Source organism: Streptomyces sp. NPDC001843, assembly GCF_042891955.1.
Taxonomy (GTDB): Bacteria; Actinomycetota; Actinomycetes; order Streptomycetales; family Streptomycetaceae; genus Streptomyces.
In genome coordinates, this window is sequence record NZ_JBIATQ010000002.1 from 602,556 (window position 1) to 622,006 (window position 19,451).

At 69.4% G+C, this 19,451-nt stretch carries 23 protein-coding genes; 12 read left to right on the plus strand and 11 right to left on the minus strand.

What is annotated here, in order from left to right:
* Positions 1-38 precede the first annotated feature (38 nt).
* The 3 genes from ACFYZQ_RS08065 to ACFYZQ_RS08075 all read left to right on the plus strand — a co-directional run bounded on the left by ACFYZQ_RS08065 (position 39) and on the right by ACFYZQ_RS08075 (position 3,923).
* Positions 39-1,382 (plus strand): cytochrome P450, encoded by a 1,344-nt coding sequence (locus ACFYZQ_RS08065; protein ID WP_389142990.1) that lies wholly within the window; start codon positions 39-41, stop codon positions 1,380-1,382.
* 473 nt (positions 1,383-1,855) lie between these two features.
* Positions 1,856-3,121 (plus strand): cytochrome P450, encoded by a 1,266-nt coding sequence (locus ACFYZQ_RS08070; protein ID WP_389142993.1) that lies wholly within the window; start codon positions 1,856-1,858, stop codon positions 3,119-3,121.
* Between the two features lie 37 nt (positions 3,122-3,158).
* Positions 3,159-3,923, plus strand: a complete 765-nt coding sequence (locus ACFYZQ_RS08075) for an enoyl-CoA hydratase/isomerase family protein (protein ID WP_389142996.1) — start codon at positions 3,159-3,161, stop codon at positions 3,921-3,923.
* A 123-nt stretch (positions 3,924-4,046) separates the two neighbouring features.
* On the opposite strand, the gene ACFYZQ_RS08080 is transcribed toward ACFYZQ_RS08075, so the two are convergent.
* The 6 genes from ACFYZQ_RS08080 to ACFYZQ_RS08105 all read right to left on the minus strand — a co-directional run bounded on the left by ACFYZQ_RS08080 (position 4,047) and on the right by ACFYZQ_RS08105 (position 8,297).
* Positions 4,047-5,393: a serine hydrolase domain-containing protein gene (locus tag ACFYZQ_RS08080; RefSeq protein WP_389142999.1), complete on the minus strand. Its 1,347-nt coding sequence runs from the start codon at positions 5,391-5,393 to the stop codon at positions 4,047-4,049.
* Positions 5,394-5,559: 166 nt separating this feature from the next.
* Positions 5,560-6,096: a hypothetical protein gene (locus tag ACFYZQ_RS08085; protein ID WP_389143002.1), complete on the minus strand. Its 537-nt coding sequence runs from the start codon at positions 6,094-6,096 to the stop codon at positions 5,560-5,562.
* Between the two features lie 131 nt (positions 6,097-6,227).
* On the minus strand, positions 6,228-6,437 hold the full coding sequence (locus tag ACFYZQ_RS08090; RefSeq protein ID WP_389143005.1) for a hypothetical protein: 210 nt from the start codon (positions 6,435-6,437) through the stop codon (positions 6,228-6,230).
* A 123-nt stretch (positions 6,438-6,560) separates the two neighbouring features.
* Positions 6,561-7,226, minus strand: a complete 666-nt coding sequence (folE, locus tag ACFYZQ_RS08095) for a GTP cyclohydrolase I FolE (RefSeq protein WP_389143008.1) — start codon at positions 7,224-7,226, stop codon at positions 6,561-6,563.
* The gene (locus ACFYZQ_RS08100; RefSeq protein ID WP_389143011.1) at positions 7,216-7,674 is read right to left on the minus strand and encodes a hypothetical protein; all 459 of its coding nucleotides are present in this window, start codon (positions 7,672-7,674) and stop codon (positions 7,216-7,218) included. The genes folE and ACFYZQ_RS08100 overlap by 11 nt, the downstream gene beginning before the upstream one ends.
* A gap of 74 nt (positions 7,675-7,748) precedes the next feature.
* Entirely contained in the window at positions 7,749-8,297 is a 549-nt protein-coding gene (locus ACFYZQ_RS08105; RefSeq protein ID WP_389143014.1) for a DUF2231 domain-containing protein, read from the minus strand.
* A 122-nt stretch (positions 8,298-8,419) separates the two neighbouring features.
* Here ACFYZQ_RS08105 and ACFYZQ_RS08110 point away from each other — a divergent pair, with 122 nt between their 5' ends.
* Complete coding sequence (locus ACFYZQ_RS08110; RefSeq protein WP_389143016.1) at positions 8,420-9,172, plus strand: helix-turn-helix transcriptional regulator; 753 nt, start codon at positions 8,420-8,422, stop codon at positions 9,170-9,172.
* A 25-nt stretch (positions 9,173-9,197) separates the two neighbouring features.
* Here the strand turns inward: ACFYZQ_RS08110 and ACFYZQ_RS08115 are convergent, their stop codons facing one another.
* Positions 9,198-10,331 carry an FAD-dependent oxidoreductase gene (locus ACFYZQ_RS08115; RefSeq protein WP_389143019.1) on the minus strand — a complete coding sequence of 378 codons (1,134 nt, stop codon included), beginning with the start codon at positions 10,329-10,331 and terminating at the stop codon, positions 9,198-9,200.
* A gap of 139 nt (positions 10,332-10,470) precedes the next feature.
* Here ACFYZQ_RS08115 and ACFYZQ_RS08120 point away from each other — a divergent pair, with 139 nt between their 5' ends.
* Positions 10,471-11,154 (plus strand): TetR/AcrR family transcriptional regulator, encoded by a 684-nt coding sequence (locus ACFYZQ_RS08120; protein WP_389143021.1) that lies wholly within the window; start codon positions 10,471-10,473, stop codon positions 11,152-11,154.
* A 22-nt stretch (positions 11,155-11,176) separates the two neighbouring features.
* Here ACFYZQ_RS08120 and ACFYZQ_RS08125 read toward each other — a convergent pair whose 3' ends face one another.
* Both ACFYZQ_RS08125 and ACFYZQ_RS08130 read right to left on the minus strand, forming a co-directional pair.
* Positions 11,177-11,905 (minus strand): SDR family NAD(P)-dependent oxidoreductase, encoded by a 729-nt coding sequence (locus ACFYZQ_RS08125; RefSeq protein WP_389143024.1) that lies wholly within the window; start codon positions 11,903-11,905, stop codon positions 11,177-11,179.
* A 71-nt stretch (positions 11,906-11,976) separates the two neighbouring features.
* Entirely contained in the window at positions 11,977-12,864 is an 888-nt protein-coding gene (locus tag ACFYZQ_RS08130; protein WP_389143027.1) for a helix-turn-helix transcriptional regulator, read from the minus strand.
* 249 nt (positions 12,865-13,113) lie between these two features.
* On the opposite strand from ACFYZQ_RS08130, the gene ACFYZQ_RS08135 reads away from it, so the two are divergent.
* From ACFYZQ_RS08135 to ACFYZQ_RS08160, 6 genes are all read left to right on the plus strand, one after another.
* Positions 13,114-14,130 carry a zinc-dependent alcohol dehydrogenase family protein gene (locus ACFYZQ_RS08135; protein WP_389143030.1) on the plus strand — a complete coding sequence of 339 codons (1,017 nt, stop codon included), beginning with the start codon at positions 13,114-13,116 and terminating at the stop codon, positions 14,128-14,130.
* Between the two features lie 20 nt (positions 14,131-14,150).
* Positions 14,151-14,561: a cupin domain-containing protein gene (locus ACFYZQ_RS08140; RefSeq protein WP_389143032.1), complete on the plus strand. Its 411-nt coding sequence runs from the start codon at positions 14,151-14,153 to the stop codon at positions 14,559-14,561.
* Positions 14,562-14,604: 43 nt separating this feature from the next.
* On the plus strand, positions 14,605-15,408 hold the full coding sequence (locus ACFYZQ_RS08145) for an alpha/beta fold hydrolase (RefSeq protein ID WP_389143034.1): 804 nt from the start codon (positions 14,605-14,607) through the stop codon (positions 15,406-15,408).
* Positions 15,408-16,748, plus strand: a complete 1,341-nt coding sequence (locus ACFYZQ_RS08150; protein ID WP_389143253.1) for a PP2C family protein-serine/threonine phosphatase — start codon at positions 15,408-15,410, stop codon at positions 16,746-16,748. The genes ACFYZQ_RS08145 and ACFYZQ_RS08150 overlap by 1 nt, the downstream gene beginning before the upstream one ends.
* Positions 16,745-17,086, plus strand: a complete 342-nt coding sequence (locus ACFYZQ_RS08155) for an STAS domain-containing protein (protein ID WP_389143037.1) — start codon at positions 16,745-16,747, stop codon at positions 17,084-17,086. Before ACFYZQ_RS08150 ends, ACFYZQ_RS08155 begins: the two co-directional genes overlap by 4 nt.
* A gap of 274 nt (positions 17,087-17,360) precedes the next feature.
* Complete coding sequence (locus ACFYZQ_RS08160; RefSeq protein WP_389143039.1) at positions 17,361-17,708, plus strand: STAS domain-containing protein; 348 nt, start codon at positions 17,361-17,363, stop codon at positions 17,706-17,708.
* Between the two features lie 58 nt (positions 17,709-17,766).
* Here the strand turns inward: ACFYZQ_RS08160 and ACFYZQ_RS08165 are convergent, their stop codons facing one another.
* On the minus strand, positions 17,767-18,087 hold the full coding sequence (locus ACFYZQ_RS08165) for an STAS domain-containing protein (RefSeq protein WP_389143041.1): 321 nt from the start codon (positions 18,085-18,087) through the stop codon (positions 17,767-17,769).
* 280 nt (positions 18,088-18,367) lie between these two features.
* Between ACFYZQ_RS08165 and ACFYZQ_RS08170 the strand changes: the two genes are divergently transcribed.
* The gene (locus tag ACFYZQ_RS08170) at positions 18,368-18,784 is read left to right on the plus strand and encodes an ATP-binding protein (RefSeq protein ID WP_389143255.1); all 417 of its coding nucleotides are present in this window, start codon (positions 18,368-18,370) and stop codon (positions 18,782-18,784) included.
* Positions 18,785-18,881: 97 nt separating this feature from the next.
* Here the strand turns inward: ACFYZQ_RS08170 and ACFYZQ_RS08175 are convergent, their stop codons facing one another.
* Positions 18,882-19,415 (minus strand): PadR family transcriptional regulator, encoded by a 534-nt coding sequence (locus tag ACFYZQ_RS08175; protein WP_389143043.1) that lies wholly within the window; start codon positions 19,413-19,415, stop codon positions 18,882-18,884.
* Positions 19,416-19,451 lie beyond the last annotated feature (36 nt).

The following is a 19,451-nucleotide window of genomic DNA, read 5'->3' on the forward strand; positions in this document are numbered from 1 at the left end:
CCCGGACCGAGCCGTTCGGGCCTGCAAAGGACTCTGACATGGACGTTTACAGCACGGGCGCCTCCCACCCAGCCAGATGCCCGATGTACGACGGCACCTTCGCCGCCGACCCGCAGAAGGTCTACGACCAGATCAGGGAGCACGGCCCGGCCGGTCCGGTCGAACTCGCTCCAGGTGTCGACGCCACGCTGATCGTCGGGCACGAGATGGCCCTGCGGGTGCTGCAGAACACCTCTCTCTTCGCGCGCGACGCACGCCGCTGGGCCGCGCTCAACGAAGGACGCGTCCCACTCGACAGCCCCGTCCTGGCCATGATGGGCTACCGGCCCAACTGCCTGTTCACCGACGGCGCCGTACACCTGCGGCTGCGCAAGGCGGTCACCGAGAGCCTCGACCGCCTCAACGTCACGCGGATCCGCCGCGACGTCGAACCGATCGCCGCCTACCTCATCGACAAGTTCAGTGAGCGGGGCCACGCGGACCTGATCCATGACTACGCGAAACTGCTCCCGCTCCTGCTGTTCAACAAGCTCTTCGGCTGCCCGGCCGGCATCGGTGACACCGTCACCAGTGCGCTGTCCGCCATCTTTGACGGCAAGGACGCCATGCGCGCCAACGAGGACCTCACCGCAGCGCTGATGGAGCTGATCAGTCTCAAGCGCCGTGAGCCCGGGGACGACATGACCTCGTGGCTCATCCAGCATCCCGCCGGGCTCAACGACGAGGAACTCAAGGACCAGTTGGCGATGCTGATGGGGGCAGGCGTGGAACCCGAACGCAACCTCATCGCCAACGCGCTGCTCCGGCTCCTATCGGAAAAGGGCGGCGACGGGCGCAGCATGCAGATCGACGAGGCACTCGACCACGTGCTGCTCAACGACCCGCCGATCGCCAACTACGCGACCCACTACCCGTTGCGCGATGTCGACCTCGGAGGCGTGGTGGCCGAGGCGAACACCCCCGTCGTCATCAGCTTCGCCGGCGCCAACCGCGACCTCGCCCTCACCACGGCCGGCCAGGGAGACAGCCGGGGAGCTCACCTTTCCTGGGGGGCCGGTCCGCACGCCTGCCCGGCAAGGGGCGCGGCCCAGGTCGTCGCGAGCACTGCCATCGAGCAGCTCCTCAACGCGCTGCCCGACGTCTCCCTCGCCGTGCCCGTTCACGAACTGCAGTGGCGCCCGGGACCGTTCCACCGGGCCCTGGCCGACCTGCCTGTCCGGTTCAGCCCGACCCCGGCGACCCGAATGGCGGCGGCACTTCCGCCCGCCACCCGGCAGCCTGCGCCCCACAGCGTCCGAGCATCCGAGGCACCTGCCGCGACTGACCGGACTCCGGCGAAGAAGGGGATCTGGAAGCAGTTCCTGGATCTGTTCCGCGTGTGAAGCAGCGCACCTGACCTGAGCGTCGCCCATTCCAGGCCGCCGGTGACGGATTTCCATGACGTCACCCGGCCGTCCCGCATCACCTCCGCACCCGGCCCCGCCGCGGTCACCCCTTGTGGTCCGCGTGCGGGGCCGCGCGCACTGCCGCTCTTCGACGGCCGCTCGGGGTGCGTAGGCATCTATCACCCAGGAGTGCTGAGACGCCACCAGCCCGGGGCGAACTGCCTGTACGTCTCCTTACAAACTACTCAGAGGAATAGGGAGTGGACGGGGAGAAATCAACCGGAGGAGATGCTTCCGCGGCAAACCGGCGGGTGTAAAACACCTCAAACCGAAAAGTCGGGCGTCGTAAACCGACAGAAGGCGTGATCGGCCTAACAGGCGTCGGGCTTTCGTCTCGGCATGGCCGTTCGAATGCGAGGGTATGTACGACTGGCCGATAATGTGTGCTATTGCGAGAGGGAGTCGCCTTGGTGTCCACCGTGGCAACTGCGGCCGTCGATCGGAGGGAGGTGGTCTCGCTCTTCGCTCGGTTACGTACAGGCAAGGGCCAAGCTGATCCGTTGCCCACTTACGAGCGGCTCATGAGCATGGGGGAAGTGATTCCAGTGCCGTGGGGCGGATACCTGGTCACTTCCTACCACCTGTGTCACCAGGTGTTGCGGGACAAGTTCTGGAAGGTCCCGGACCGCGGTTGGCGTACCGGTCAAGCCGATGCGGCTCGGTGGAGTTCTCCCGCGTCGTTGCAGATGAGTGATTCGCTGCCTATGCTCAATCCTCCCGACCACACGCGCAGACGGAGATCGCTGGGCAATGTATTCCACCAGGACTCACTGGTTGCGCTGCGTCCGTCGATAGAGACTACGGTGGAGCGATTGCTCGATCGGTTCACCGATCGACTGCGTCACGACCCAGCCGATTTCGTCGATCTTGTCAGTGAAGAACTGCCCGTCATCACCATAGGTGAATGGATGGGAATTCCCTCAGCCGATTACGGGCTCCTGCGTTCCCTCACCCACGACCAAGCGCACACACAGGAGCTCTTTCCGACACCGACTCAGCTGGCTCTCTCCAACACCGCGACGAGGCGACTGCGCCATTACTTCACGGATCTGATCGAAGAGCGTCGCAATGCTCCTGGCGATGATCCGGTCTCATCCTGGCTCAAAACCTGGGACAGGCTCGAACCCACCCGAAGCGTCGCTGACGAAGCTGTCCTGTCGCTGGCGATCTTCATGATTCTCGCTGCGCTGGAGACCACCTCCTACGTCTTGTCCGGTGCGGTCCGCCTCCTCCTCGAGCATCCGCAGCAAATGGAATTGTTGCGCGGGAATCCTGAATTGATACCGGACGCGATCGAAGAGACACTGCGCTACGACGCACCGATTCACATGATCAGCCGCGTCGCGTCCGAGGACACGGAAGTCGGTGGGATGCCGGTACCAGCGGGCGGGATGCTGATGCTCATGGTCGGTGCCGCGCACCACGATCCGGCCCGGTACGCCGATCCCCAGGTCTTCGACGTGCGCCGACGGGCCAGGGCCCAGGAGCACCGTCATCTGAGCTTCGGCACGGGCATCCACTACTGCCTCGGCAGCGCTCTGGCCCGCCTCGAAGCCGAGGTGCTGCTCACCTCACTGCTCAGGCGCCCCGACCGCTTTCGCCTCAGTGCTCCCCCGCAGTGGGCGGCGCGGGTGGCCTTTCGGCGCCTGACGTCACTGCAACTGGCCCTCGCCTGACCTACCGACGGACATCAGGAACGGTAACGGAATCGCCATGTGGAACGAGTACAAGAGTCTTCGCGTAACCGACGAAGGGAAACTCCTCCGAGTGGAGCTGAACCGGCCGGAGGCCGGGAACGCGATATCCGGAGAGGTCCTCACCGACCTTCTTGGGGTGCTGACGGCGCTCGAGGACGACCGGACGATTCGCGTGATGGTGCTGTCCGGCGCAGGAGATCACTTCTGTCGGGGAGGAGATCGCTCCGAGTTCCCCGAACTGCTCGCCGAGGATCTCTCGGGGACCGCGCTCCGCGCACTCGCCACCAAGGCTCAACGCGTGTGTGAGGCCCTCTCGAGGTTGGGGGTGGTGACCGTCGCACAGTTGCACGGCGATGTCATCGGGGCAGGCCTGGGTCTCGCGGTCTTCTGCGATCTGCGTGTGGGGGCGGAAAACTGTCGCTTCCGCATGCCGGAGGTCGGGCTCGGGGTCCCGCCGGCCTGGGGTGGAGTTTTGGACCGCCTTCCCGCAGAGGTCGGACAGGCCTGGGTGCGCCGTCTGCTGCTGACGGCAGAAGAGTTCGACGCGATGAGGGCGGAACGGCTGTCCATCCTGCACGAGGTCGTGCCCCTTGACGATCTGGAGGACGCCGTCGCACGGCTGGTCAAACCGCTCGTCCGCCGTGACCCCACCACCATGCGCATCACCAAGGCCATGTTGGCCGCACGCGCCAACGCGGCTCAGCTCTCTGTCGGTGGTTACTACGACGCGGAGCTGTTGACGGCAGCGGTCACCAGAAGGTGGGCCGTGCGCGGTCAGTGATTCGATGCCTGCGGCGGTGAGCCGGAGCGGCCCGGCCGGTCATGAAGGTGCGTCCGGCAGGGCCGTCGGCCATTTCAGGCGGGCCAGTGACCCCTTTCTCCCTTCCTCTGCGTCCCGCCTGCGTCAGCGCCCGGCGCCCGACAGGACCCCCTGTTCGAAGGTATGCGGCAGGGCGTGGTCCACGCCGGCCGATCGAAGAGCCGGAGAACCGGTGGCCGGACTGCACAGCGATGCGCCTATGAACGCGTTGATGGCGTCGTCGATGGGGCCCGCGGGCACCTTGCCGTCCGGTCCGAGCTTGTCGTACTTCGACAGGTTGTAGGCGAGGGCCATCTGCCGTCGGCCGTCCGGACTCGAGATCGCCCATGTCTCGGCTCCGAACACGGCCCCGTCATGGCCCCAGAACGTACCGCAACCCCAGTCGAACCGTATGAGAGCGAGGCCGTAGTGGCCCACCACCTTGCCCTCGGCGTCGGTCATCGGCACCGTCTTCTCCATTTGGGCGAGCTGGGCGGCGGGGATCAGCCGGCCCGTGAACAGCTCCCGGTAGAAGCGGTCGAGATCCGCCATGGTGGAGACGACCGCGCCGGCGGTTCCCGCCCAGGACATGTCGTAGACGCTGTAGTCGCGCGGTGGGTCGATCAGTCCGTAGAAGGACTCGTACAGCTTGGGGTGCGGACCGGTGATGTGCGGGCCGGTGGGGAAGTATGTGTGCCGCAGTCCGGCCCGGCGGATGACGTGGCGCGTGATGTACCGCTCGGGATCCTCACCGGTGAGTTTGCCGAGCAGCAGACCCGCGATGATGTAGTTCGTGTTAGAGTACGACCATTTCTCACCGGGCGAACCGGTCGGGGGTGCCTGAACTCCCATCCGGACGAGTTGCTCGGGGGTGAAGTGCCTGAAGCGGTTCTCGTCGAGGCTGCTCGTGGACAGCGTCTGCAAGGAGGGGAAGGCGTAGAGGACGTAATCCCCGATACCACTGGTGTGGTTGAGCACCATGCGCACGGTGATCCGGTCGCCGCGCGGTCCGGGGACCAGGCCGGGAAGGTATCGGGACAGGGGTGCGTCCAGCTCGAGGCGTCCCGCGGCGACCTGCTGGAGCAGGGCGACAGCGGTCATCGATTTGGAGATGCTGCCGATCCGCTGCTCCATGTCCGGGGTCACGCGACGGCCGGTGTCCCGGTCGGCGACACCTGCGGCACCGCGCCACAGGCTGCCTCCGTCCCGCACGGCCGCGTAGGCGCCGTACATGCCCGCGGTGTGGATGGCGTTCAGTGCGTCGGTCAGGCGTGTCCGGTCCGGGGCCGGCCGGTGCGAAGCGGCCGGGGTGACGGTGGAGCGGGTCGCTGCCTGCGCCTGGGGGAGCAGGGCAGCCGAAGGAACGACAAGGGCGGCGGCACAGGCCAGGGCGACGGTCCATGCCCGCCTCGCCGGGGCCTGGCGTCCTTGGGGCCGACGTGCTGAGGGCATGGTTGTCTGCACAACCTCTCTGCGTACGGGAGCGGGAAGATCTGCAGAGTGATCTTCGCCGGGGCCGCGCCGAGGGGCATCATGCACACGAAGGATCGGCCGTACTACCGGCGGATGAGAGGAATTCGGTCACCGGAAGCGCCGCTGCCGGCGGTGCCGCCGTCTTCTACACCCGCTCGCTCTGGCCCTGCAGAGCCGAGCGCATGAAGCGGCAGCGCTCCATGGACCGGGGACGCATCCACAGGACCCAGCAGCAGAGCCCGACCACACAGAACGTGAAGACCAGCGGAAAGGTCAATGAGCCGGAGACCACCCCCAGAGCGAGCATGCCGGCCGCGACCAGGCCCATGGAGCCCAGCCAGTACGGCAGCCACCGGCCGCCACGCTCCATCCGCCCCAGCTGCTCGGCGACCAGTCGGCGCATGGCCGCCTGCTCCTTGGGATCGCTCGGCACCTCACGGCGCCGGATCCTACGGTTGAGCTCGGCGACTCCTCGCGGGTCGGTGCCGACTGCGCGGCTGATCCTTCGGCGCTGCACGGCCGTGAACGAGACGGCGATGGCGGTGTAGAGCACACTGTGCAGCACCCACGACACCGGATCCTCGTCCAGGCGGATCAGCGCGGTGATACCCAGCACCATAAGGAAGGCCAGGACCGCGTGGGCGGTGAGACTGCGATCGAACCAGCGCCTTAAGGCGTGCACGGCACGTACCTCCTGCGAGTTCCGGCATACCGCTGTCGCTTCCCGGATACCCCGCCAGGACTGGCCTATCGGCGACACCCGGACCATCAAGTAACCCGGCCGCTACGGGTGTTGCTGGAGACTCCGGGTGCTCAGCCGGTGGCGGTGAGGGCGAGTGCGGTGAGGATGAGGGCGTAGGCGGCCACCGTGAGGGCGGTCCGGGCGAGGCGCGCCCCGCGGACACGCCGCCCCGGTGGTGGGGAGAAGCAGCAGCAGGGCCTCGGGCGGTATCCGTCGGGGGAGTCCAGCCAGTAGGCGCCCAGGAGGCGGACGGTGCAGGTGGTGCTCGGTTCGTCATCCACGTACGGGAAACGTCCGGCCGGTTTCACCGGTTGCGGCGACGGGCGTCGTCGGCACCGGAACGTGATGTTGCATAGCCGCTGGGCAACTGCCACCACGCCGGGCCGTGCGCGGCGTGGCCATGGTCAGGAGGTCACGCCGGTCAGGGCGAGGAATTCGCTGCGGGAGCGGGCGTCGGAACGCAGCAGGCCCAGCAGCGTGGAGGTCATGGTGCTGGAACCTGTGGCCTGGACCCCGCGCAGCGTCATGCAGGAGTGCTCCGCCTCGATCACCACACCGACGCCCTTGGGTTCCAGGTGGGTCTGCAGCCAGTCGGCGACCTGCTTCGTCAGACGTTCCTGGACCTGAGGGCGGCACGCGAAATGTTGGACCACACGGGCCAGCTTGGACAGGCCCAGGATGCGTGCCCCGGGCAGGTAGCCGACATGGGCGGTGCCGACGAACGGCAGCAGATGGTGCTCACAGACGCTTCGCACCGGTATCCGGCGGGCCAGGACGAGTTCGTCGTACCCCTCGTCGTTGGGAAAGGTGGTGAGGTCGAAGGCACGCGGGCTGAACAGCTCGGCGTACGCGCGCGCCATCCGTCCCGGTGTCCCGCGCAGGCTCTCGGAGGAGGTGGGGATGCCGAGTGCGGTGAGGAACTGGCCGGCCGCCGCTTCCGCGGCGGCCAGGTCGATACCGCCGGGCTCGTGGACCACCCGCAGGGCGGGCCGCGCGGGCGCCGTCGCCTGGCCGGCGACGTCTGTTCGGGCGATGGTGCGGTCCGGGCGCTCGATCATGTCAGCTGCCACCGATCCCCAGGGCGGTGAGCAGCACCAGGACGAGGGTGACCACGGCGAACAGGCCGTGTGCCGCCACCACCGGCACCGGGAAGTGCCGCTCGGCGGGGACGGCCCCTTCGGTCCCCCCGGTCGTCGGGGCGGCAGGTGCCGTCCCGGTGGTGGCGTGGCCGCGGTGGACCGGAATCCAGCGGGCCAGCATCACGAATCCCAGCAGGGCGACGGGCAGCAGCAGACCGAACGCGGTCCAGGCCAGTGCGCTCACGTCGGCCACGACATAGATGATCCACACCACCAGCCCGATCGCGGCCAGTGCGAAGTGCCCGAAGACAACCGGTGCCGGCAGGCGACTGGTACCGGACTGCTGCTGCCGGATTCCACCGCGTTGGATCCAGGTACCGAGCATGTAGAAGCCGCCGAGGGCGGTGACCACCCAGGCGATCAGTGCGGCGATGTCCATGCGGAACTCCCGAGTGCGAAGGTGTCGAAGGCAGCCGGACGGCACCGGCCGCCGTGGAGGGTGCCCGGTACGGGTCACACGGCCGGGCGGGCGTCCCGCTCGCTGCGGCCGGCCGTGTAGCCCTCGGCCTGGGTGCTCTCGTCGGCGACCCGTACCCCGTAGCGGTAGGCGAGCTTGCCACCGAGAAATCCGGAGACGCCCAGGGCCGCCACACTGACCGCGGACAGGACGAGCCGGCCGAGGCCGACGCTCCCGCCGGCGGTGTAGTTGCTGTAGCGCCACAGGAAGTTGACCGCGTAGGCGGCGGTCACCAACAGGTTCAGCGTCATGTGCACCAGAGCGGTGCGGAAGGCCAGTGTGCCGCTGGGAATCGCGAACAGGTCGAGGAACCCGACCGTGGCCGCCAGCAGGGCTCCGATCACGCCTACCGCGATCAACCACTCCGAGCTCTGGGTCAGGAATCCCGGACGGTGCACGACATGGGAAGCGATGTCGAACACCAGGCTGGTCACCCAGGCGCCGATCGGCACGGTCACGAGGATCGGGTGGAACGGGTGCCCGTAGGGGCCGGCGAGCGAGGCGCTGACCGGGCGCTTCGCCTGCAGTCGTGACTCATTGGCCATCGCAACCTCCCGCTTGTTTCACCAACAAAGCTTGGTCTTATTCGGGTGCGACGTCAAGACGGCCTGGGCAGCGCGTCCGCTGGAACGCTTGTGCCCACGCAGGTGGGAGTTACTGTGTTCTGGTGGCTTCCGACCCGACCCCGCATGCCGACGCGGCCAGCACCGCCATCGACTCCGTCAGCGCGCTGAGCGAGGAATCGCGGCGGCGCATGTTCCTCTTCATCCGGCGTGCCCGGCGTGCCGTCACCCGCGACGAGGCCGCCGCCAGCGTCGGCATATCCCGCAAACTCGCCGCCTTCCACCTCGAGAAACTCGTCGACGCCGGCCTGCTGCGTGCCCGCTACGGAACGCCGGGCGGCATCCGCAAGGTGGGCAGGCAGCCGAAGGTTTACGAACCCACCGACGCCCAGATCACCGTGAGCATCCCCGACCGGCGCCACGAACTGCTGGCAGACCTTCTTCTGGACGCCGTCCTGACCGAGGGAGCCGACGAGAACGCCGCGCAGGCAGCGGTGCGGACCGCCGAACAGCGCGGTCGGCGGATGGGTGAGGCGGCCCGGCAGGAGATCCGCCCCGGCCGCCTGGGGCCCGAGCGCGGGCTGACCGCCTGCGAGCGGCTTCTGGACCAGTACGGCTACGAGCCCGTCCGGGAGGCCCCCACCCGGCTCCGGCTGCGCAACTGCCCGTTCCACCCGCTGGCGGCGAAGGCCCCCGACCTGGTGTGCGGCATGAACCGGGCCTTCCTCTGCGGCTACCTCGACGGCCTCCAGGTCAAGGGAGTCGAGGCCGTCCTGGCTCCCGAGCCCGGGGAATGCTGCGTGCTGCTCGCCCCCGGCACCACCGATCAGGACGGGCGTACGGCCGCGGAAGGCTGAGTCGCCGCTGAGCGGCCCGTGTGGCTCACCCGGCCTGCCCGTGACCTGTGAAGAAGTCGACGAGGCTGTGCGGGGCGTTGCCGTCGAGGCACAGCTTGTGGATGTGGGTGGCCTCGGCGGCGGCCGCGGCACTGCGCGGGAAAAGAGCTTCCTCGTACTGCGCGAGTGCGGCCTCGGTGTCGTCCGGGTGCGCGGCGAGGGCGTTGCCGAGTTCGGCGCCGTCGTACATGGCGAGATTGGCCCCCTCGCCGGCCGGGGGCATCAGGTGGGCGGCGTCGCCGAGCAGCGTCACGCCGGGCACGCGGTCCCAGCGGTGTCCCACCGGCAGGGTGTGGACGGCGCGCGGGACCGGGGCGGTCTCCCCGTCCGTGATGAGGGCGGTCAGTTCCGGGGCCCAGTCGTGGAACTCCGCGGCGACGCGGGCCCTGGCGGCGTCGGCGTCGGTGAAGTCGATGGCGTCCAGCCACTCCTTCGGCTTGTCGAGCGTCACGTAACTGTGCAGGACGCCGCCGGGCTCGCGGTGGGCGGAGATCCCCTTGCCGGGGGCGAGTGCGAAGAGCGCGCCGTCGCCGACGGTCCGGGCGCTGGCCGGGTGGCGGGTGTCGCCGTCGAAAAGATAGGTCTCGATCATGGACGCGCCGGCATACTCGGGCCTGGCGTCCGACAGCAGCGGACGGATCCGCGACCATGCTCCGTCCGCGCCGACCAGCAGGCCGGCCGTCACGGTCGCCCCGCCCGCGAACGTCACCTCGTGCCGACCGCCCCCGAGGGACCTGACCGCGGTGACCTTGCGCCCCCACTGGACCGTGTCGGCGGGCAGCGAGTCGAGCAGGAGCTGCCTGAGGGCCCCGCGCAGCACCTCCGGACGCCCGCCGGTGCCGTCGTCGGGCTCGTCCAGCAGGACCCTTCCGTCCTTGTCGAGTACCCGTGAGGCCTCGGCGCCCTTGTGAACGAGGCCGAGGAACTCCTCGAACAGTCCGGCCGCCTTGAGTGCGAGCTGCCCGTTGTAGTCGTGGATGTCGAGCAGGCCGCCCTGGGCGCGAGCCGTCGGCGACGTCTCCGCCTCGTAGATCGTCGCCGAGATGCCGTGGACGTGGAGGACGCGGGCGAGGGTCAGCCCTCCGAGGCCCGCGCCGATCATCGTGACCGGAGTGGTCATGGTGCTTCCTTCCTGATCGCGGGCCGCCGGGCCGACACCCGGCGAACTGACTGGAACGCCGTTCCAGAGAGCCAGACTGGAACGGCGTTCCACATCTTGTCAAGCTGGAACGGCGTTCCAGGGCGGCTAGGATGGCGGCATGGCATCCAGGACACGTCGTCCGGAACGACGACAGGAACCGCTCTCCCGCGAGCGCATCGTCAGCGCCGCCGTCGACCTTCTGGACACGGTGGGGGAGGCCGGTCTCACGTTCCGCGCCCTGGCCGAGCGCCTCGCGACCGGTCCAGGGGCGATCTACTGGCATGTCACGGGCAAGACCGAACTCCTCGCCGCCGCCACCGAGGCTGTCGTCAGCGCCGTCGTCGCCGACCACACCGACACGACGCCGCAGGAAGCGATCCGCGTACTCGCGCTCGGCTTGTTCGACGCGATCGACGCCCACCCATGGATCGGCACGCAGCTCGCCGCCTCACCGTCGCAGTCGCCGATCCTGCGGGTCTTCGAACACATCGGACGCCAGGTACAGGCGCTCCAGGTGCCCCCGTCCGCCCAGTTCACCGCGGCGTCCGCGCTGATGAACTACATCCTCGGCGTGGCGGGCCAGAACGCCGCCAACGCCCGCGCGTACCAGCCGGGCACCGACCGGGCCGAGTTCCTCGACGCCGTGGCGACCGCATGGGCGGAGCTCGACCCCGACAGTTACCCGTTCACCCGGAACGTCGCCGCCCAACTGCGCGAGCACGACGACCGAGTGGAGTTCGTCGCCGGCATCGACCTCATCCTCACCGGAATCACCGCTCGCCGGTGGCCGACGCCGGACTGATGCACTGCCCGCCCACCCGTGATCAGTCGAGCGCGGCCCCCATCTCCTCGGCCAGCGCCCGCAGAAGGCGGTCCTGGAACGCCTCGTCGTGGACGGCACGGTGCGGCTGCAGCAGCCGGCGGTGGTACCAGTACCCGCCGGTCGTCAGGGCCTGACGGTCGTGGCCGGTGGCCAGCCACTCCTGGGTCTCATGGCCAAGCTCGAGATCGTCCGGTGCGTCGGGGCCGCCCATCCTGGTCGGCACCCAGCCCGGATCCACCGCGTTGCTCAGCACCCCGGGACGCAGCCGCGCCACCGCGGCCGCGAGCGTCGTCACGAACAGCTTGCTGTCGGAGTACGACCCCGCGCTCCGGCCCCGCCAGTCGACCCCGTCGAGCGAGGGACGCCCGCCGAAGTGCGAACTGCTGCTCAGGTACACCAGCCGGCGCGGCCCCCTCAGCAGTGCTGTGAGCAGGTACGGCGCGATGACGTTGACCGGCATCACCGCAGGCCCGCTCCACACGCCGGCGTTGTGGACGACCGCGTCGAGCGGCCCCGCGTCACTCAGCTCGGCGGCTAGGCGTCGTACGGCGTCACGCTGAGCCAGGTCGCCCACGACGATGTCCGCTCCGCGGTCGACGAGCGGGTCGAGGCCCGCGGCGCGCTGCTGGTTCCGGGCGTGCACCACGACCTCGTGTCCCGCGGACAGCAGTGACTCCGCCGCGGCACGTCCGAGACCGTCGGCGGAACCGGTCACCAGGATCCGGCTCAAGACGGCGTCCCCGACGGGCCGCCCCCAGCAGGGCACCTGACTGCTCCTGGCATGTCGTCTCCTGAAGTCCTTCAGCCGGTGGAATGCCGCGTCGGCGTACCGGCCTCTTCGGTGGCCGCCCAGGAGGCCAGCAGGCGGAGTCCCTCTTCGGAGGGCGAACCGGGTTCGGCGGTGTACACGGTCAGGGTGAGACCGGGTTCGGCGGCCATCCCCAGGCCCTCGAAGGCGAGGGTGAGGTCGCCGACGGCCGGGTGGCGGAACCGCTTGACGCCGGTTCCGTGGTGGCGGACGTTGTGGGCACCCCAGCGGGTGCGGAACTCCTCGCTCCGGGTGGACAGTTCGCCGACGAGGTCGTGCAGGTCCTTGTCGTGGGGGTTGCGGCCGGCCTCGGTGCGCAGGATGGCCACCGCCATGTCGGCGAAGAGCTCCCAGTCGGGGTAGAACCGGCGGGAGACGGGGTCGAGGAAGTTGAAACGGGCGAGATTCGCGTGGTTGTGGGGGCCGGCGTAGACGTCGGCGTAGAAGGCGCGGGCGAGCTGGTTGGCGGCGAGCAGGTCCAGCCGCCCGTTGCGGACGAAGGCGGGCCCTGCGGTGATCGCGTCAAGGGTCCACTGCAGACTGCGATGCGGTGTCCACTGCCGGGTGGTACGGCGCCGGGGGCGGGTGAGGACATCGGATCCGTTGGCGGCCTGGGCCAGATGAAGCAGATGGGCACGTTCGGCATCGTCCAGCTGCAGGGCACGGGCGACGGCTTCGAGGACGGACGGGGAGACGCCGGCGAGATTGCCCCGCTCCAGCTTCGCGTAGTACTCGACGCTCATGTCGGCCAAGGCGGCGACCTCGCTCCTGCGCAGCCCGGGCACGCGGCGCCGGGAACCGGCGGGCAGCCCGGCCCGCTCCGGAGTGATCTTCGCCCGCCGCGAGGTGAGGAACTCGCGGACCTCGTCACGGTTGTCCACACCCCGACCGTACGGCCTGTTCGCCGCGGGAGGGATGTACTGGCAGTACACCTTTCACCGGTAACTCGTTGCCCGGGCGGAAATCCGGTTACCTGAAGAGGAGTGGCACTTTCCGGCCGCGGCGCGAGGTCGCCACACGCCGGCCGTGCCCGCCCGGGAGGCAAGGACAGCGGCGTCGCCCTTGCACGCCCGGCATGCAATCGCACACGGGCACGAGCGGCCCGCCCCCAGCACGTAAGGACTTCCCTCATGCGCGGAGCAGTGATCCACGCCCCCGGCGATGTGCGTTTCGAGACTCTCGACGACCCGAGGATCCTCAGGCCGACCGATGCGATCATTCGCACGGCAGTCACCTGTGTGTGCGGCTCCGACCTGTGGCCCTGGCGTGGCCTGGACTCGACCGACGAGGCTCACCCGATGGGGCACGAGTACGTCGGCTTCGTGGAGGAGGTCGGAGCCGAGGTCACCGCGGTCAAGCCCGGTCAGTTCGTCGTCGGCTCGTTCGCCACCTCGGACAACACCTGCGCCAACTGCCTGGGCGGCTTCCAGTCCAACTGCCTCGACCGCGAGTTCATGAGCACCTGCCAGGCCGAGTACGTCCGCATACCCAACGCCCAGGGCACGCTGGTCGCCACCGACGAGGTGCCGGGCGAGGAGTTCTGGCCCGGCCTGCTGGCCGTCTCCGACGTGATGGGCACCGGCTGGTGGGCCGCCGATGCCGCCGAGGTCAAGCCCGGTTCCACCGCCGTCGTGGTCGGCGACGGAGCGGTCGGGCTGTGCGCGGTGATCGCGGCGAAGGAGATGGGCGCGGAGCGGATCATCGTCATGAGCCGCCACGAGAGCCGGCAGAAGCTCGCCCAGGAGTTCGGTGCCACCCACATCGTCACCGAACGTGGCGAGGAGGGCGTCGCGCGGATCAAGGACCTCACCGACGGGATCGGTGCGGACGCGGTGCTGGAATGCGTCGGTACCGCCCAGGCCATGCAGCAGGCCCTGCACGCGGCGCGGCCGGGCGGCAGCGTCGGCTTCGTCGGCGTCCCCCACGAGGTGCAGGTCGACGGCCAGGAGCTGTTCTTCTCCCACGTCGGCCTGCGCGGCGGCCCCGCTCCCGTGCGCCGCTACCTGCCCGACCTGATCGACCGCGTCCTGACCGGTCGCATCGACCCCGGCAAGGTCTTCGACCTCACCCTGCCCCTGGAGCAGGTCGCCGAGGGCTACAAGGCGATGGACGAGCGCCGCGCCATCAAGGCACTCCTGAAGCCCTGACCACAGAGGAGCGAACGACCTTGCAGATCACCCGGAGCTCGATCGACACCGTCAAGGGCCCTGCCGACTGGTTCACCGGCGACGTCTACATCGACGCCGTCGCGGCCGCGCCCGAGCCGTCCCGAGTCACCGCCAACCTGGTGCACTTCATGCCCGGCGCGCGCACCCACTGGCACCGCCACCCGCTGAGCCAGACCGTCTTCGTCACCGAGGGGATCGGCCTGTGCCAGCGTCGGGGCGGACCGGTCGAGGTCATCCGTCCAGGTGACCGCGTCCTGTTCGAGGCCGACGAGGAGCACTGGCACGGCGCCGCACCGAACCGGCTCATGGTTCACCTGGCCATCAACGAGAGCGACGCCGACCACGACGTCGTGCACTGGCTGACCCCCGTCACCGACGAGGAGTACGCCGCCGCCCCGGCCGTCGACTGACCACCCTCTCGAGCTCCTCGGGGCAGGTGAGAGGATGTCCCGCATGGATGTTCGCCGGAGGAACAATGTGACGGTCACCGGTCCCGCCGACGCGCCTGTGTTGGTTCTGGCGCACGGGTTCGGGTGTGATCAGAACATGTGGCGCCTGATCGTGCCGACGCTGGCCGAGCGGTACCGGGTGGTGCTGTTCGACTACGTCGGCTCCGGCGGGTCCGACCTCTCGGCCTGGAGTCAGGAGCGGTACTCCTCGCTCGACGGCTATGCCCAGGACGTGACCGAGGTCTGTGCGGCGCTGGACCTCGAGCGGGTGGTGTTCGTGGGGCACTCGGTCAGCGCCATGATCGGGGTGCTGGCCGCGCAGGCCGCGCCGGAGCGGATCGGGTCCCTGGTGATGGTGGCCCCCTCGCCGTGCTACATGGACGACGACGGCTACCGCGGCGGCTTCACCGCGGAGGACATCGACGAGCTGCTGGCCTCCCTGGAGTCGAACTACCTCGGCTGGTCCTCCGCGATGGCACCGGTGATCATGGGCAACCCGGAACGGCCGGAGCTGGGGCAGGAGCTGACCAACAGCTTCTGCGCCACCGACCCCGACATCGCCCGCGTCTTCGCCCGCACCACCTTCCTGTCCGACAGCCGGAACGATCTGAAGGGCGTGAGCGTGCCGACCCTGGTACTGGAGTGCTCTCAGGACGCCATCGCGCCGCGTGAGGTCGGCGCCTACGTGCACGCCGCGATCCCCTCCTCCCGCCTGGTCACCCTCGCCGCCACTGGGCACTGCCCCCAGTTGAGCGCTCCAGAAGCCACCGCCGAGGCGATCTTGGACTTCCTGCAGAGCCGGTCGTGATGTGTCGCACGGACGGCGTGCCCGAGCCGTCCGAGACAGGCGACGACGACGCCATGGACGCGGCGTTCGCCACTCTTTTGGAGGACAGTGTCGAAGAACTGTACGAGTCGGCGCCCTGTGGCTACCTGTCCACACTCATGGACGGCACCATCGCCAAGATCAACACCACGCTGTTGAACTGGCTGGGCCTGGAACGCTCGGCCGTGGTGGGGCGCAAGCGCTTCGTTGATCTGCTGACCGTCGGCGGAAAGCTGTACCACGAGACGCACTTCGCGCCACTGCTGCGTATGCAGGGCGAACTCCGCGGCATCGCCCTGGAGATGAAGAAGGCCCAGGGCGGCCGACTGCCGGTGCTGGTCTCCTCCGTGGTCAAGCACGGCAGCGAAGGCGACCCCCTGCTCATCCGCACCACCGTCTTCGACGCCGCCGACCGGCGCGCGTACGAGGAGGAGCTGCTGCGCCGCCGTCAGGACGCCGAACGGGCCCGCGCCGAGGCCGAACGGGCACGCGCGGAGGCGGAGCAGGCCCGTCGGCAGGCCGAGGCCGACCGGGAACGACTGGCCGACGCGCTCGCCGTACTGCAGAAGTCCCTTCTGCCCGACACCCTGCCGACGCTGCCCGGGCTGGAAACGGCCGTCTACTACCACACGGCCTCTCCCGACCAACTCGGCGGCGACTTCTACGACCTGTTCCCCATCAACGGTGGCCGCTGGGCCTTCTTCCTCGGCGATGTGTGCGGCAAGGGCCCCCAGGCCGCCGCCCTGACCTCCCTGACCCGCTACACCCTGCGTGCCGCCGCCCACCACGACCCCGAGCCCGACGTCGCGCTGACCACGCTGAACGCCGTCCTGCACGAGCGGTACACGGCCGGTGGCAACCCGCGTTACTGCACCTGCATCTTCGGCATCCTCGACCCCGGCACGGACGGCGGCATGACGGTCCGCCTCGGCTCCGGCGGCCACCCCCCGGCGCTCGTCCTCCGGGCCGACGGCCAGGCCCATTTCCTGCCCACCCCAGGGGGCCTGCTCGTCGGCGCCCTGCCCAAGGCCCCGTTCGCCACGGCCACAACCACCCTGGCCCCCGGCGACACCCTGCTGCTCTACAGCGACGGCCTCACCGAAGCCCGCACCGGCCCGACCCGGGACAGCCTTTACGGAGAAGAGGCTCTTCTCGCCTTCGCCGCCGCCCAGGCGCCCGCCGCCCCCCAAGCGGTGATCACCGCACTGACCGAACTGCTGGAAGGCTTCGGCGACGGACTCAACGACGACACCGCGCTGCTCGCCCTCGGCGTCCCCGCACCCCAGTCCGACAACCGCCCGGCAACGAATCACCCACGATGACCCCGCTGCACATCACCCACCACGACGCCGCCGACGGCCCCGTCCTGCGGGTGGCCGGCGAACTCGACTACGAGCAGGCCGCCGCGCTACGGCGTCAGGTCGAGTCCCTGGCCCTGGGGCCCAGCCAGGTCCTGACCCTGGATCTGTCCGGCCTGCAGTTCTGCGACTCGACCGGCATCACCGCCCTGCTCGCAGCACGCCAGCACGCGCAGGCCGCCGATGGCGACATCGTGCTGACCGCTGTTCCTCCCACGCTCCTGCGCGTCCTCGCCATGGTCGGTCTCGACCAGATCTTCACTCTCCGCGACGGCGGTGAGCCGCCTCCGCCCGTCGCCTGACACGCTCACCGGCCGGTGACAACCACGTGCAGGCCGCTCGGGGCGCCCCGGCCGCAGGAGCACGATCCAGTGTTGGTGCAAACCGGCTGTCCTGTGGGACGCTGAGGGCTGACCAGCCTGGTTTGGTGAGAGGCCCCGCGCCGCCCCTGAGGTCACTTCTGTGACCGGGACGCGGTACGGGTGGCTTGCTCGACCATGCGTGGCCCTCGCCGCGCGCTTGATGCCTCAGGCCACGGGGCGTTATGGGCTCGACCCCGGAATCGAGGGGCGAACCATGACCGACTTCACCGTGCTCACCCAGCAGTACGCCGACCGCACCGTGATCACCGTAGCCGGGGAGATAGATCTCGGCTCCTGTCCCGAACTCGTACGGGCCACTCTCGCGACCCCGCTCGGCGGGAGGACGTTGCAGGTGGACGTCTCCGGAGTGCCTTTCATGGACTCCAGCGGCCTGAACCTGCTGCTGCAGCTGCGCCGACGCCTCCTTGCCGAGGGGGGCCGGCTCCTCGTCACCGGCCTCCAGCACCAGCCGGCACGTCTGCTGCACCTGACCGAAACCTACGACCTGCTGGCCACGGGTTCCGACGGCACGGCGATCGGCCTCCCCCTGCACGCAGGCTGACCGGGCTGCGGCTTCCCGGCGCTCCGTGACCGCCCCGCTCCATGACCTGGCGGGGCGGTCACGGCTGTAGTGCGTCGCGGAGGGTGGGGTGGCAGTCGATGATCGTGTCGAGTTCCACGATGCGCAGGGTGCGCATGACGGATTCGGGTGCGCCTGCCAGGCGCAGCCAGCCGTGCTGCCCGGTCATGGCCCGGCGGGCGGTGACGAGCAGGTTGATGCCGGCGGAGTCCATGAAGGTGACCTGCCGCATGTCGATCACCACACGCGGCGGGGAACCCAGGCTTGAGAGGTCCAGGGCCTGGCGCAGAGGCTGGGCGGTGTCGTGGTCGATCTCGCCGGCCACGGTCAGCACGCGAATGCCGTCGGTGATGGTGGACACGACCGACAGACGGTAGGGCTCATACGCTTTGTCGGAGTCCGCCACGCTTCCCCTCGGCACTGTCGGAGATATTTACGGACCGGTTCTCCCGGCAGGCTGACCCGCATACTACGGGGTCTGAGGGTCTGTGCGGGGCGGGTCGGGCGGGCCGGGCAGGTGTGGGGTACGAGCCGGCGGGTAGCTGCCGGGGGCGAAGGGTGAGGGCGGCCTTTGTGGAATCAGTGCCTGTGGGTGAGGACGCGCCACGCCGGAGGCTGAGCCGGTCCGGACCGCGGTAGCTCTGCAGGGCGACGGCAGCTGCATCGCCGAGGCGCGTGAGGTGGCGGCCCAGTTCCTGGCCCGGGTGCAGGCGGAGCACGGGCTGCCGGTGTCGGCCCGTGCCACGGATCTGACCCGGCTGGTGGTGAGCGAGCTGGTCACCAACGCCCGCAAGTACGCACCGGGCCCGGTGCTGATGGAGCTGGCTGTCGTCGGGGACCTGGTCGAGGTGACGGTGTGGGACGGCGATCCGGCACTGCCCGTGGCGCGGGCGGCGGACCCTGGTCGGGTGGGGCAGCACGGCCTGGAGATCGTGATGGCCGTCACCCAGGTTTTCGACGTGGTGCGGGAATCGGTGGGCAAACGCATCACCGCCCGCATCGCCCTGCCGGACGCACCCGACGACGGCATCGCCGGATCCGGCCGTCGGCACCCGTGAGGACATCGCTGCCAGGCGGTTCACCGAGCTTGCGTCCGACGCACCGACGGCGGCACGAATCAGGGCCGCCTGATGGTCCGCGCGCCGGCGGCGTATGTCAGGGCGCGGTTCGGCTGAGCGTGTCGATGGCCTCGCGCAGCCACTCCCGCTCTGCCGTCCCGGCGGCCCGGGCGACGCGCAGCATGCCTTCCCGGAACAGGTCCCCGGCCTCCTCCGCACGCACCGGCCGGCCCGCCCGGTGGAAGAAGCTCGACGGGGTCTGAAGGAAGTCCAGTCGGCGGCGCAGTACGGCGGCCTGCTCGAAGGGGTCGTCCAGGTGCCGCAGGAACGCCAGCACCGTGTTGAAGCGGACATGGTCGGTGATCTCGGCAGCCTTGGGTGTGCGCAGCCGTGCCAGCAGCTCCGCGCGGCCCTTGCCGGTCAGGGACAGTACCCGGCGTGGGGCGGCGCTCGCGCCCTCCTCAATGTGCTCGTCGAGCAACCCGGCCGCCAAAAGCCGGTTGATGGCCGGGTAGAGCGCGCCGTCGCTGACAGGGCGGACATGTCCACTCAGCGCTGTGATGCGCTCCTTCAGTTCGTATTTGTGCAGCGGTGCCTCGGCGAGGAAGCCGAGGATCGACAACTCCAGCACCCGCTCTCCTCCTTGCGGACGACCCGAACCCATGCT